Origin of the sequence: Streptomonospora sp. PA3 (assembly GCF_009728995.1) — a bacterium.
Lineage (GTDB): Bacteria > Actinomycetota > Actinomycetes > Streptosporangiales > Streptosporangiaceae > Streptomonospora.
In genome coordinates this window covers 457,251-470,535 of the sequence record NZ_VTZW01000010.1, presented here as the reverse complement: position 1 = coordinate 470,535, position 13,285 = coordinate 457,251, and the positions used below count along the sequence as shown (strand labels likewise).

The following is a 13,285-nucleotide window of genomic DNA, read 5'->3' as shown; positions in this document are numbered from 1 at the left end:
GGTGACGGGCTGGAGAAGGGCTCGGCGCGCAGCGCCACCGTTAGGGAGGTGGTGGGCGACGGGCGGGAAGAGGAAAGACTGTAATCTCACGACACTCCGGTCCGAATACTGCGCATTTATGGACACCTGGTCGTACGGTGCGGAACGTAGACGCACCAACGATGCAGGCAACACGTGCATACGGCGCATGGGGGGCGGCGCATGACGAGTGGCACGATGTACGGCTCGGGCGCCGGATCGTGACCTCGGGGCGGTCCGCCGAGAGGCCGCCACCCGCCATGGGCCGTGAACGGAACTTGCCGCCGGAGCGTCTGGGGCTGTCCTGTGGTCGGCGGTACGAGGAGGGGTCATGAGCAGCTCTCCTCTGTATCTCGCCATCGTCGTCGTCTGGCTCATCGTGCTGGTGCCGATGCTGCTGCGCCGCGACGCCGCAGTGGACCACGAGGACGGCGCGGAGCTGGACGCCGACCTCGATGCCGACCTCGGCGCCGACCCGGACGCGGACGCCGCGGAGGACGCCGACGGCGACCCCGCCGCGAACGATGCGGACCCCGCGGACACCGAGCGGACCGGGACGGGCGCCGGCGCGCCCGAGGGCCGCGGCGACGCGGTGCCGGAGGCGGACTCGATGGAGCGCAGCGCACCCGTGCGGGAGCCCGAGGAGGACTCCGAGTACGAAGAGACGGCCGTGTACTCCGCAGCGCCGCCGCCGCGGCCGCGGGTCAGCCGCGCCAAGGTCATCGCGCGCCGCCGGCGCCGCACGTTCGGGCTGACGGCGCTGCTCGTGCTGAGCGGCGCCGGCGTCGCCGCCGGCCTGGGGCCGTGGTGGGTGCTGGCGCCGCCGGCCGTGCTGCTGGCGGGCCACCTGGTGCTCCTGCGCGAGGCGGCCAAGGCCGACGCCGAGCGGCGGGCCGCCGAGGCGCGCCGCCGCAGGCGGCTGGCCGAGCTGCGCCGGGCTCGCGAGGAGGCGAGAGCGGCGCGCGAGGCGCAGGTCATCGAGCTGATGGAGCGGCGCAACCAGGTCTACGACCAGTACACCGACGCCCATCAGCGTGCCGCGGGCGACTGAGCCGTGCTCGGTCGCCCGCGGCGGCCGCGCGGTTCGGACCACGCGCGCGAAGCTGCTAGTATTTGGAGCGTTGTTCAGGGGCTGTGGCGCAGTCCGGTAGCGCACCTCGTTCGCATCGAGGGGGTCAGGGGTTCAAATCCCCTCAGCTCCACACATATCGCGGATATCCGCCGAATCCGCTCTGGATCGGCGGAAGTCCGAATCAGATTAGTAAGGAGACCGCAGCGCGGTCTCCTTTTTGTGTGCACCCCATCTGTGTCGGCGACAAACCCGGTCAATGCGGACATGTGGTGACCTGGGGAAAACCGCGGCACACCCGGCCGGATGCGGGTATTGTGTGTGCAGGGGATTCCGGTGCCTCGCTGTCTGCCGCCCCGTCCGGCGATCCGTTCGGCGTCGGCGACTCTCGGCGGCTGTGCATTGCATTGGCTATCTTCCACTAAAATGGTGAACTCGATCAATGGCGGTCCGGCTCGTCCTCATTCGCGGCCCGCGGTCGGACCCCGGAATTTTCGACGGCGCGAGAATTCGCAGGTGGGGGTTGTTTCGAGGGCCCCGGCGCGCATGGGCCGCGCGTGTGGGATGCCTGCAGGAGTGTCCTGGGAGGGGCTCCTGGCTCTGCAGTAGTGTGTTTTTCCTGGTCAGGGCCTGGTTGGCGGTGAATCCGCAGGCCGCAGCCGATGTCGGTGGCCGACCGAGTGGGGTGGGGGCGGCGCCGACGGGTTCGGTGGCGCGGTGCATTGTTTATGCGTTTTTCCGCACTATAGACATATATAGCCGGTAGAAGCCTGGTAAACCCTGGTTTGGGGCTTGCGCGAAGTGTGGCCGGTGGCTTATCTTACGTTCCGGGGATGGATGATGATGCAATGGAAAGGTGCACTGTGTTAAAGAAGACCTGCGCGGTCATCGCACTCGCTGTCACCGCGGTTCTCGCGCCTTCGATTCCCGCCGCCACCGCCGACACGGCCGAGGCGGCGACTGCCGGCTTCAACTGGCTGTAACAGGCTGCCCGTCCACCGGTAGCCGAACGATTCGGCAACGCCGTTTCCCGGTACGTGCCCCCGGGCCGGGAAACGGCGTTTCTATGCGCTCTTTCGCCTGTCCTGCCTGGTCTTGCCGATGCGCTCGCGCGAACCGGCGCCGCGGGCCGCGGGGCGGGAGCACCGCGGCGGCGATCGGCGCGGCGCGGGGTTGCGGTGCGGCGCTTGGCGGGTAGGCAACAGAGAGTGATTCCGGGCCAGCGGCAGAAGGACGGCGAGACCCGTGCCCGACTATCCGGAGCAGCCCTCACCCGAACACCCTGCGTCGACCCCGCGCCCTGAGCGCGGCCGCTATCCGGGCGGCAGCGAGTTCCCGCCCGGCCACCACACCCCCGGCGGCTACCAGTTGCCCGCCGACGCCGCCCAGCCCGCGTGGCCGGCCGATCCGCAGCCGCCACCGCAGGAGCCCGCGACCGAGCCGGCCGGCGACGAGCGTGCGCCCGTGGCGGCAGAGCGGTTCCGCCGCGCCGAACGCGCCCGCCGCAAGGCAATCCCGGCGTTCGATCGCAGGAGGCACTGGCGCCTGTGGATATCCACGGTGCTGTTCGTCATGGTCACCGCCGGATCGGCGGACTACATCACACCGGCGACGCGTGCCGGGTGGCACGTGGCCTTCTGGGCGCTGCTGGGGCTCGCGGCCGTCGCGGCCGTGTTCCGGGAGCGCCGCAACGGCTGGGAGCCGTCGCCGCGCTGGCCCTGGCCCGCCGCCGCGGTGGCCGGCACGATCGCCGCGGAGGTTCTCGTGGCCACCGTCGGCTCGCCCGCTGTGATCGCGGGATCCGTCGTGGTCGGGGGAATCGGGCTGTTCCTGGTGATGATGTTCGGCTGAGGGCGGACGTGCGGCGTTCGCGGTCGTCCGGCTCCGGGTATGCCGACCGGCGGCCGGTGCCTCGCCGCCGCGACGGGCGGGCGCTGGACCGCGGCCGGCTCTCAGGTGGCCTCGCTGTCGAAGGGCGGCCGCTTGCCGTTCAGCCGAGCGGCGGGCCTGCGGCGGTCGGCGGGGTCGTCATCGTCGTCGGCCTCCCAGAAGTGCTTCTGCACGAACCGCCGCGGATTGAGGTCGTCGACGTCGAAGTCCTTGAACTCCGGCCCGAGGCCCTTGCGGATGTCGTCCTTGGCGCTGTCGGCCATGGTACGCAGCTGCCGCAGCACCCGCCCGATCTGCGCCGCGGCCTTGGGCAGCTGATCGGGGCCGAAGATCACCAATGCGAGCACGGCGAGTGCGATGAACTCGCCGGCCCCGATGTTGAACATGCGCGGGTCCTCCGATGGCCTGTGGTGGTTTCTCCGGCCTTCTAGCAGATTAACCGCTGTGGCACCGGCCGTGGGCAACGGCGGGCGGCCTGTGGATGACGACTGGCGGCCCACGGGCGCCCGCGGCGGCCCGACCCGGCCCTCCGTGCGCGGCATGGCCGAGCGCTATCGTTGTGGCGGTTGGCGATCAGGGGGTGGAGGGTGCCAGTGAGGTCCGCGGCGCGCAGCGCCTCCGCTGGGGACGATGGCGGGCGCACGGGCGGCAACCCGCTGCGCGGCTGGGCGCAGAGCGTCGTCGGCACCCGCTGGTTCCAGACGGCGATCGTGGGGCTGATCCTGCTCAACGCCGGCACGCTGGGGCTGGAGACCTATGTCGACGGTCCCCTCGCGGGTGCAGCGGGCCTGCTGTACGCAGCCGAGGTCTGCTTCGTCACCGCCTTCGCCGCCGAACTGGCGCTCAAGGTCGCCGCCTACGGCCGCGGCTTCTTCCGCGACCCCTGGAACTGGTTCGACATGGTCGTGGTCGGGATCGCGGTGGTTCCGGCGTCGTCGGGCTTCTCGGTGCTGCGGATGCTGCGCATCCTGCGGATCCTGCGGCTGGTCAGCGTTGTGCCGCAGATGCGCACGATCGTCACCGCGCTGTTCCGGTCGGTGCCCGGCATGGGGACGGTCATCGGCCTGCTGCTGATCATCGTCTACACGGCCGCGGTGCTGGGCGAGCGGCTCTTCCACGACATCGATCCCGAGCACTTCGGCGACCTGGGCACCACTCTGTACACGATGTTCGTGCTGCTCACCACCGAGGACTGGCCCGAGGTGGCCCAGCCGGTGATGGAGGGGCACCCGATGGCGTCGCTGTTCTTCATCGGCTACATCGTGCTGACGGCCTTCATCATGCTGAACCTGGTGATCGGCGTGATCGTCACCGCCCTGGAGCAGGAGGTCAACGCCGAGCGCTGGCAGGAGGACCAGGAGCTGGAGCTGGTCCAGCACCAGTCGGTGATGCGGCGGCTGGAGGAGCTGACCGAGCAGGTGAGCCGGCTCAGCGAGCAGGTGCGCTCCTTGGGCGCGGTCGGCGAGGCCGAAGGGCGCGAAGCGGAGGCCGCGCCGGCTGAGCGGGAGGCGGCGGAAGCGGGGGCGGGCCACACCGCTGCCGCGGATTCCGGACCTGCCGCATCGAACCGGCGACCAGACCAAAGTCCAGCGATGTAACCGAAAAAGGGACGCGCCCCGCACGCCCGCAGAAAACGGCAGCCCTTCGCCCGAAACCGAGCGAAGGGCCGAGAAAGGATTCAGGCGACGTCAGAGTGCGCGCACGTTGGACGCCTGCGGGCCCTTGGGGCCCTGGGTGATCTCGAACTCGACCGACTGGTCCTCTTCCAGGTTCCGGAAGCCGGTACCCGCGATCGCCGAGTAGTGCACGAACACGTCCGGTCCACCGCCCTCAACGGCGATGAAACCGAAACCCTTCTCAGAGTTGAACCACTTCACGGTGCCCTGAGCCATCTGCTCTCCCTTTGGGGACTACTTCGGGGCCGCACCCTGCTGGCCCCGGGTCGCTGAGCGCCCGCCCCAGGGAGTTTCCGCCCAACCGACAAGCGCCCACGTGAAGTTCCGTGAGGCGCCTGGGCCATCAATGGAAACTACAACCGCAACCGGATCATGAGACTACCAGGCGTGCACACGCTTGCCGAGCCTTTCCGGTGGCGGAATCAGTGTTCAACTTCCTGTCATCGAGGGGTGTCGCAACCGTCGATTCCGCCGCCCGCGCGTGTTTCCCGCGGGTGCGCGGGGCGCTTTGAGGCGCCGTCTTCCCTCCTCGCTCGGGGCCGCCGGGCGCCGCCGATGGCCGCGGCGACGCCCGGCGGCGCGGTCAGTCCGCGCCGCCGTTGCCGTAGATCCAGGTCTCGAACCACATCCGCTCGGCCCAGGAGTCGTAGGGGATCGTCTCGGCGCTGAGAACCGGGTACAGGTAGGCGAAGTTGGCGATCACCAGCAGCAGCACCACACCGAAGACCACGCCGCCGGCCACCCGCGCCCAGGGCGAGTACTCCGGGCGGGTCTCGCCCGCGCCCAGCGCCAGGCCCAGGGCGAGCACGATCGCCAGCACGACGAAGGGCAGCATCGGCAGCGCGTAGAAGACGAACATCGTCCGCTCGGGGTAGGCGAACCACGGCAGCCATCCGGCGGCCACGCCCAGCAGCACCGCGCCCGCGCGCCAGTCCCGGTAGGTCAGCCACCAGCTGAGCATCACCACCACGGCGATGATCCCCAGCCACCACACCGCCGGCGTGCCGATGCTCAGGATCGTCGTGGAGCAGTCGGGAGCGCCGCATGTGGAGGGCTGGTCGTCGTAGTAGAAGGCCACCGGGGTGCGCATGATGGGCCACTCCCACGGCTGCGACGCGTAGTCGTGGGGCTTGGACAGGCCGCTGTGGAAGGAGTACATCTGCTGGTGGTAGTGCACCAGGCTGCGCAGCCCGTTGACGGGCGCCTGCACCAGACCGGGGAGCCCCTCCAGCCACGCGGGCATGTGGGCCGCTCCCCAGCCGCGGGCGTAGCCGCCGGAGGTGGCGAACCAGCCGCTCCAGGTGGCCAGGTAGGCGAGCGCGGCGACCCCCACCGTCTGAAAGAACGCCGGGACCGCGTCGAAGGCGAACCAGCGCAGCGCCGTGCGGTCGTGCGCGGCGCTGCGCCGCGCGCCGTAGTCCCAGGCCACCGTCAGCAGCCCGAACGCCGCCAGGTAGAACAGCGCCGACCACTTGCACCCCACGGCCAGGCCCAGGCACACCCCGGCGCCGATCCGCCACCAGCGCATCCCCAGCCAGTTGGCCGCACCGGCTCCCTGCTCGGCCTTCTCTGCCAGCCGCAGCCGGGTGCGGTCGCGGTCGATCACCAGGCACCCCAAGCCCGCCAGGATGAAGAAGGTCAGGAAGATGTCGACCATGGCGATGCGGCTGAGCGTGAAGTGCAGTCCGTCCAGTGCCATGATCAGGCCCGCGGCGCAGCCGAGCAGCCACGACCGCGTCATGCGCTGGGCGATGCGCACCAGGAGCAGCACCGACACCGCGCCGAAGACCGCCGATGCCAGCCGCCAGCCCTCGGGATCCACCCCCGCGGTGCCCGGCAGCAGGCGCCACAGCTGATCGCCGGCCGCGATGAGCCATTTGGACAGGGGCGGGTGGACCACGAAGTCGGCGCCGCCGCTCCAGATGTCGCCGTTGCCCCGCGCCAGCATCGAGTCGGCGTTCTCCAGGGTCTCGTGCTCGTAGCCGAAGACCCACATCGACAGGGCGTTCTTGGCGTAGTAGGTCTCGTCGAAGTAGATCTCGCCCGGTCTGCCCAGACCGATCAGGCGCAGCGCTCCGGCGAACAGGGCGAGCGCCACCGCGCCGACCCACCCGGCCCAGGCGGGCCGGGGCATGGGCGGCACCAGGCGGGAGCGGACCGAGGCCCGCCAGCTCGGGTCGGGGTCGACGGTGGCTTCGGGTGCGGTGGTGGTCATGTCGGCTCTTAAGGTTGGGGCACGGGTGGACGGTCTTCGGATACCTCGCGGCGGAGCGGTGCCGATGGTGCCGCGCGGCCGTTCCGGCGCGCCGTCGGCCGGGCGGGCGCCGCGACCCGCCGCCGGGGCGGGGGTGCGCGCCGGTCCGGGCCCATCCGCGGAACACCCTTACCGTAGCGTCTAGGAAGCGGGTGCAACGTGACCGCAGGGCCGAGCGGGGCCGAGGAGCCGCGCGCCGCGCAGGCGCCGGGGACACTGACGCTCGCGGGGCTGCCCATCGGCAACAGCGACGACGCCCCGCCGCGGCTGCTGCATGCGCTGGAGGGCGCGCGGATCATCGCCGCGGAGGATACCCGGCGGCTGCGCCGGTTCGCCGCCCGCGCCGGTCTCCGCCTGGGTGGCGATGCGGGCGCGCGCGTGGTCTCCTACTTCGACGCCAACGAGCCGCGCCGGGCCGAGGAGCTGCTGGCAGAGCTGCTGGCGGGCCGCGACGTGCTGGTGGTGACCGATGCCGGCATGCCCGGCGTCTCCGACCCCGGATACCGGTTGGTGGCGGCCTGCGCCGACGCCGGGGTGCCGGTGACGGCGGTGCCCGGACCGACCGCGGTGACCACCGCCCTGGTCCTCTCCGGGCTGCCCACCGACCGGTTCTGCTTCGAAGGGTTCGCGCCCCGCAAGGGCCGGCGCGGCTACTTCGGCGCTCTGGCCGATGAGCCCCGCACCATGGTCTTCTTCGAGAGCCCGCACCGCCTGGCGGCCACGCTCGCGGCGATGGCCGAGGCGCTGGGCGCCGACCGTCGCGCGGCGGTGTGCCGGGAGCTGACCAAGACCTACGAGGAGGTGCGCCGCGCCCCGCTGGGCGAGCTCGCCGAGTGGGCCCGGGGCGAGGTGCGCGGGGAGATCACGGTCGTCGTGGCCGGCTCGGCGCCGGCGGAGGTGCCGCGCAGCCCCGAGGACCTGGCGGCCGCCGTCGCCGAGCGCGAGGCCGAGGGCGCCTCGCGCAAGGACGCGATCCGCGAGGTGGCCCGAGCGCTGGGTGTGCCCAAGCGCGACGTCTACGACGCCGCGCACCGCTGAGCGGCGGCGGACGGGGGTCCGCGCCCCCCGGCGGCCGCGGCGTGCGCGGAGACGAGAAGGCGGGGCCGGGCGCTGCCCGGCCCCGCCTTTCGGGGTCCGCCGACTACCGCGGTGGAGCTAGACCACGGCGCCGTCGCTCTGCTCGCGAGCGGTGCGCAGCTCCTTGCGCTGCTTGGTGCGCTTCTCGCGGATGACGTGCGGTGGAGGGGTCTTGTCCCACCGCTGCAGCCACGCCGCCAGCGGCGCCGCCACGAACACGGTGGAGAAGACACCCGATATCAGCCCGACCAGCATCGCCACGGAGAAGTCCCGCAGCGAGGACCCGCCGAACACCGCCAGCGTGGCCAGGATGAACACACCGCCGATCGTGGTGTTCACGGTCCGCGGGATGGTGTGCAGGATGGCCGTGTTGGCGATCCGGGCGAAGCCCGACTTGCTGTCGTTGGCCCATTCGTCGCGCACCCGGTCGAACACCACCACCGAGTCGTTCACCGAGAACCCGATGACGCTGAGGATGGCGGCGAGGAACACGCCGTCGATGGGCCGTCCCAACCAGCAGAAGAGGCCGATCACCAGGGTGATGTCGAAGGCCAGCGCCAGCATCGTCGACAGCCCGAAGGACCAGCGGAACCGCCAGGCCAGGTAGACCATCTGCAGGGCCAGGGCCGCCACGAGCGCGATGAGCGCCCGGTTGCGCAGCTCGTCGCCCATGCTGGGGCCGATCTTCTCGTCGGAGAGCAGCTCGGCGCCGCCCGCCTCATCGGCCAGCGCGTCCTCGATGGCACCGGCCTCGGAGTCGCTGATGGGGCCGGTGCGCACCGCGACGTCGCCGTCGCCCGACTCCTGCACCACCGCGTTGGGGAACCCGGCCTCGGTGACGGCGTCGCGGGCGTCGGTGACGCTGATGTCCTGCTGGGTCGTGTAGTCCATGACCCGGCCGCCGGTGAACTCCACACCGAAGTTGGGCGTGCGGATCAGCACGCCGGCCACCGCGGCGACGACGATGACGGCGGCGATGCCCAGCCACAGGCTGCTGCGCGACATCAGGTCGGGGTTGCGGCTGATCAGCCAGCTGCGCACCGCGCTGATCTTGGAGATGCCGGTGACGGCGGGGTGGTTGCGCACGACCCTGCGGCGCACCGCCCACTCCACCAGCACACGCGCGATGACCAGGGCCGAGACCATCGAGGCGATGGTGCCCAGGCCCAGCGTGACGCCGAAGCCGCGGACCGTGCCCGAGGCGAAGAAGAACAGCAGCGCCGCGGCGATGAGCGTGGTGATGTTGGTGTCCAGCACCGCGCTCCAGGCCTTCTGCGTGCCGGAGAGGAACGCCTTCTGCAGGTTGGGCGGGATCGCGCGGCGGCGCCGGCGCGAGAGCACGCCGGCCTCGGCCTGCTCGGTCTCGGCCTCGGTGGCGTCGACCATGCCCGCGGACTTGTTGGCCTTGTAGACCTTCTCCTGCTGCTGGTACTCCTCGCGCGCTCGTTCGAATATCAGCACGTTGGCGTCGATGGCCATGCCGATCGCGAGCACGAAGCCGGCGAGGCCCGGCAGGGTGAGCGTCGCGCTCAGCGCCACCAGCGACGCGTAGGCGATCAGCGTGTAGCAGGCCAGCGCCACCGCGGCCAGGAGGCCGACGAGGCGGTAGGCCACGATGATGTAGGCGGCGGTCAGCAGCAGGCCGACGGCACCGGCGATGAAGCTGGCCTTGATGGCCTCGGCGCCCAGGGTCGGCCCGACGGTCTGGCGCTGCACCTCGGCGACCGGCAGCGGCAGCGAGCCGCCCTCGATCAGCACCGCCAGGTCCTGCGCGCTCTCCTGGTCGAAGGAGGAGCTGGTGATGGTCGTCGAACCGCCGGTCTGGCCGACGTCGCAAGCGGTGTCCTGGTTGACCTCGGGCGAGGAGATGACCTCGTCGTCCAGGACGATGGCGATGCGCCGCTGCGGCTGGCCGGGGTCGTGGCAGGCGGCCTGGCCGGTGAGATTGGCCCAGGCGTCCTGGCCCCCGCCCTCGAACTCGACGTTGACCTGCCACTGGGTGTTGGTGGTGGGGTCCAGCACGGCCTCGGCGCTGGCGACCTGGTTGCCCTCGATCTTGGACTCGCCGAGCTGGAGCCGGTTGCCCTGCTCGTCGGGCAGCGTGCGGACGACCTTGCTGGGGTCCTCGGCCGGCTGGCCGGCCCCCGCGCCGCCCTGCTGCTGCAGCAGCTGCTGGAGCTGCTCCTGGGACATGCCGCCGGAGCCGCCTCCGCCCCCGGAGCCGCCTCCCTGGCCGCCCGAGCCGCCGCCTCCGCCGGAGCCGCCCTGGCCGTCGGTCGGAGCACGGGCCTCGTCGGCCGGCGCGTTGGCGAAGTCGCCCGAGGGCGCCTGCACACCGCTGCCCTGCGCGGGCGCGACGCCCAGCACGGGGTGGAAGGTGAGCTGCGCGGTCTGGCCGAGGATGTCGGCCGCCTCGGCGGGGTCCTGCACACCGGGCAGCTCGACGATGATGCGGTTCTCGCCGGACCGCGACATCGTGGCCTCGCTGACGCCGAGGCTGTCGATGCGCTCCCGCAGGACCTGGATCACCTGGTCGGTGTTCTCGGCGTTGGCCTCGGTGCCGTCAGGACCGTCCTGGGTCTCCAGGACGATCTGCGTGCCGCCGCTGAGGTCGAGCCCCAGCTTCGGCGGAATGAACCATGCGGCGCCGAACGCGCCGACGACGATCAGCAGGGAGACGATGCCGCGCAGCCAGCGCGTTCCGGCTCCCGATTGGGTGGACAATTGCTTACCTCTCACGAACGGGTCATGCGGCCTCTGCGGCAGGGCGGGGCGCCCTGCCGGCGGTGTATCGGGTCACACGTGTTCAGTGAGCGGCGGCGCGCGGCCGAAGGGCAGCGCGAACGCGTCGTCGAGGCGCGGGGCCTCGATCGAGCCGGGGGGCGGCACCCGCCCCCACGGGCCGCCGATGTCGCCCATCCAGGGCAGCACCGGGGTGTAGGCCTCGGGGAGGTCGCGCACGGGCGGCCGGTGGTCGGTGCTCCACCCCGGAAGGGCGACGGCGACCGCGCCGGACTCGCGTTCGACCAGCAGCGCCCGGTCGGCGCCGGAACCGTCGTGGGCGGAGCGCTCCTGCTGCCCAGCGGCCACGGCCAGCGGCGCGTGCGGGGGCGTCGGGGCGCTCAGCGCGGTGGCGCCCGGCGACAGCGGGGCACCGACCAGCAGGAGGGCCAGCACGGCGAGCGAGGCCAGGGCACGGGAAACCGTGGTGACCACCGCCTTCGTCGAACATGGGGCCGCGCCGGCCGCCTGAGGGGCCCGGAGGGGATCCGGGCGAGGGCTTACTCGGGTCACGAGCCTAGGTTCAAACACTACCGATGCGCGAGACCCGCGCGGTCCCTGTGAATACGCCGGACCGCCTTGTGGGCCCAACACCCCGGCCCCCGCGCGGTAATCCACAGGCACGGGAAAGAGGGTGAATCGGCGCCGCGGCCCCCTTAGGCTTGTGGCATGTCGTCGAAACGCCACATCCTGACCGCGGTGGCCTGGCCTTACGCCAACGGTCCCCGCCACATCGGGCACGTATCCGGGTTCGGGGTCCCCTCCGACGTCTTCGCGCGCTTCCAGCGAATGTCCGGGCACGAGGTCCTGATGGTCAGCGGCACCGACGAGCACGGTACGCCGGTGCTGGTCCTGGCCGACCAGGAGGGCGTCAGCGCGCGCGAACTCGCCGACCGCTACAACCGGGTCATCGTCGAGGACCTGGTCGCACTCGGGCTGTCCTACGACCTGTTCACCCGCACCACCACCGGCAACCACTACGCCGTGGCCCAGGAGCTGTTCACCGGGCTATACGAGAACGGCTACATCTTCACCCACACCACCAAGGGCGCCATCTCGCCCTCCACCGGCCGCACACTGCCCGACCGCTACATCGAGGGCACCTGCCCCATCTGCGGCTACGGCAACGCCCGCGGCGACCAGTGCGACAACTGCGGCAACCAGCTCGATCCCGTCGACCTGATCGAGCCGCGTTCCAAGGTCAACGGCGAGACCCCGGACTTCGTCGACACCGAGCACTTCATGCTGGACCTCCCGGCCTTCGCCGAGGCGCTGGGCTCCTGGCTGAAGTCCAAGGGCGGCCAATGGCGGCCCAACGTCCTGAAGTTCTCGCTGAACCTGCTCGACGAACTCCAGCCGCGCGCGGTCACCCGCGACCTCAACTGGGGGGTGCCGATCCCGCTGGAGGAATGGCGCGACAACCCCAACAAGCGGCTCTACGTGTGGTTCGACGCGGTCATCGGCTACCTCTCGGCGGCCGTGGAGTGGGCCCGGCGCACCGGCGACCCCGAGGCCTGGCGCCGCTGGTGGCAGCACCCGCAGGCCGAGGCCTACTACTTCATGGGCAAGGACAACATCGTCTTCCACTCCGAGATCTGGCCGGCGATGCTCATGGGCTACAACGGGCAGGGCGACCGCGGCGGCGACCCCGGTTCGCTGGGCGCGCTGAACCTGCCCACCGAGGTGGTCTCCAGCGAGTTCCTGACCATGGAGGGGCGCAAGTTCTCCTCGTCGCGGCGCGTGGCCGTCTACGTCCGCGACTTCCTGGAGCGCTACTCCGCAGACGCGCTGCGCTACTACATCATCGCGGCCGGCCCCGAGACCCAGGACACCGACTTCACCTGGGCCGAGTTCGTCCGCCGCAACAACGACGAACTGGTCGCCACCTGGGGCAACCTCGTCAACCGGTCGATCTCCATGGCCGCAAAGTACATCGGCGAGATCCCCGAGGCCGGCGAGTTCACCGACGACGACCGCCGCGTGCTGGCCGACTCCGCGGCCGCCTTCGAGACCGTCGGCGAGCACCTGAACCACTCCCGGTTCAAGGCGGGGCTGCAGGAGGTCATGCGCACCATCGCCGAGGCCAACAAGTACATCTCCGAGCAGGCGCCCTGGGCGCTGCGCAAGACCGACCCCGACCGCATGCGCACCGTGCTGCACGTGGCGCTGCAGCTGGTCAGCGACGCCAAGACGCTCATGACGCCGTTCCTGCCGGAGTCCTCCAACAAGGTCTACGCCATGCTCGGCGGCACCGGGGTGTGGACCGCCATGCCCCGGATCGAGACCGCGACCGACACCATCGGCGGCGACCCCGAGCCGTCGGAGTACTCGGTGATCACCGGCGACTACGCCGGCAACGAGGCCGAGTGGCGGTCGACGCCCATCCGGCCGGGCACCCCGCTGTCGGCCCCCACCCGGCTGTTTACCAAACTCGACCCCGCCGTGGCCGACGAGGAGCTGGCCCGCCTGGAGCAGGAGGCCGCCGGGTAGCGGCGCGGCGGCGAGCGCCGCCGCGCGCAC

11 protein-coding genes and 1 tRNA gene are annotated in these 13,285 nt (G+C 71.4%); 7 read left to right on the top strand and 5 right to left on the bottom strand.

All coding sequences use genetic code 11. The features are described from left to right. Positions 1-349 precede the first annotated feature (349 nt). From FZ103_RS14255 to FZ103_RS14240, 4 genes are all read left to right on the top strand, one after another. Positions 350-1,069, top strand: a complete 720-nt coding sequence (locus tag FZ103_RS14255; protein WP_156001623.1) for a hypothetical protein — start codon at positions 350-352, stop codon at positions 1,067-1,069. Between the two features lie 77 nt (positions 1,070-1,146). Continuing rightward, positions 1,147-1,220: transfer RNA gene (locus FZ103_RS14250), tRNA-Ala, on the top strand. Between the two features lie 700 nt (positions 1,221-1,920). Continuing rightward, positions 1,921-2,070, top strand: coding sequence for a hypothetical protein (locus FZ103_RS14245; protein ID WP_156001622.1), 150 nt, complete (start codon positions 1,921-1,923; stop codon positions 2,068-2,070). Positions 2,071-2,332: 262 nt separating this feature from the next. Continuing rightward, positions 2,333-2,938, top strand: a complete 606-nt coding sequence (locus FZ103_RS14240; protein WP_343233526.1) for a hypothetical protein — start codon at positions 2,333-2,335, stop codon at positions 2,936-2,938. 101 nt (positions 2,939-3,039) lie between these two features. On the opposite strand, the gene FZ103_RS14235 is transcribed toward FZ103_RS14240, so the two are convergent. Then, complete coding sequence (locus tag FZ103_RS14235; protein ID WP_156001621.1) at positions 3,040-3,363, bottom strand: sec-independent translocase; 324 nt, start codon at positions 3,361-3,363, stop codon at positions 3,040-3,042. 207 nt (positions 3,364-3,570) lie between these two features. Between FZ103_RS14235 and FZ103_RS14230 the strand changes: the two genes are divergently transcribed. Then, positions 3,571-4,575, top strand: coding sequence for an ion transporter (locus FZ103_RS14230; protein WP_394350105.1), 1,005 nt, complete (start codon positions 3,571-3,573; stop codon positions 4,573-4,575). A gap of 90 nt (positions 4,576-4,665) precedes the next feature. Here the strand turns inward: FZ103_RS14230 and FZ103_RS14225 are convergent, their stop codons facing one another. Both FZ103_RS14225 and FZ103_RS14220 read right to left on the bottom strand, forming a co-directional pair. Then, on the bottom strand, positions 4,666-4,869 hold the full coding sequence (locus tag FZ103_RS14225; RefSeq protein ID WP_067975405.1) for a cold-shock protein: 204 nt from the start codon (positions 4,867-4,869) through the stop codon (positions 4,666-4,668). A 367-nt stretch (positions 4,870-5,236) separates the two neighbouring features. Continuing rightward, positions 5,237-6,868, bottom strand: a complete 1,632-nt coding sequence (locus FZ103_RS14220) for a dolichyl-phosphate-mannose--protein mannosyltransferase (RefSeq protein ID WP_156001620.1) — start codon at positions 6,866-6,868, stop codon at positions 5,237-5,239. Positions 6,869-7,123: 255 nt separating this feature from the next. Between FZ103_RS14220 and rsmI the strand changes: the two genes are divergently transcribed. Beyond that, positions 7,124-7,945 (top strand): 16S rRNA (cytidine(1402)-2'-O)-methyltransferase, encoded by an 822-nt coding sequence (gene rsmI, locus FZ103_RS14215; RefSeq protein ID WP_156001814.1) that lies wholly within the window; start codon positions 7,124-7,126, stop codon positions 7,943-7,945. A 117-nt stretch (positions 7,946-8,062) separates the two neighbouring features. On the opposite strand, the gene secD is transcribed toward rsmI, so the two are convergent. Both secD and FZ103_RS14205 read right to left on the bottom strand, forming a co-directional pair. Beyond that, positions 8,063-10,708 (bottom strand): protein translocase subunit SecD, encoded by a 2,646-nt coding sequence (secD, locus tag FZ103_RS14210; protein WP_156001619.1) that lies wholly within the window; start codon positions 10,706-10,708, stop codon positions 8,063-8,065. A 72-nt stretch (positions 10,709-10,780) separates the two neighbouring features. Further along, on the bottom strand, positions 10,781-11,200 hold the full coding sequence (locus FZ103_RS14205) for a hypothetical protein (RefSeq protein WP_156001618.1): 420 nt from the start codon (positions 11,198-11,200) through the stop codon (positions 10,781-10,783). Between the two features lie 234 nt (positions 11,201-11,434). Between FZ103_RS14205 and metG the strand changes: the two genes are divergently transcribed. Then, complete coding sequence (metG, locus tag FZ103_RS14200) at positions 11,435-13,255, top strand: methionine--tRNA ligase (protein WP_156001617.1); 1,821 nt, start codon at positions 11,435-11,437, stop codon at positions 13,253-13,255. The last annotated feature ends 30 nt before the right edge of the window (positions 13,256-13,285 follow it).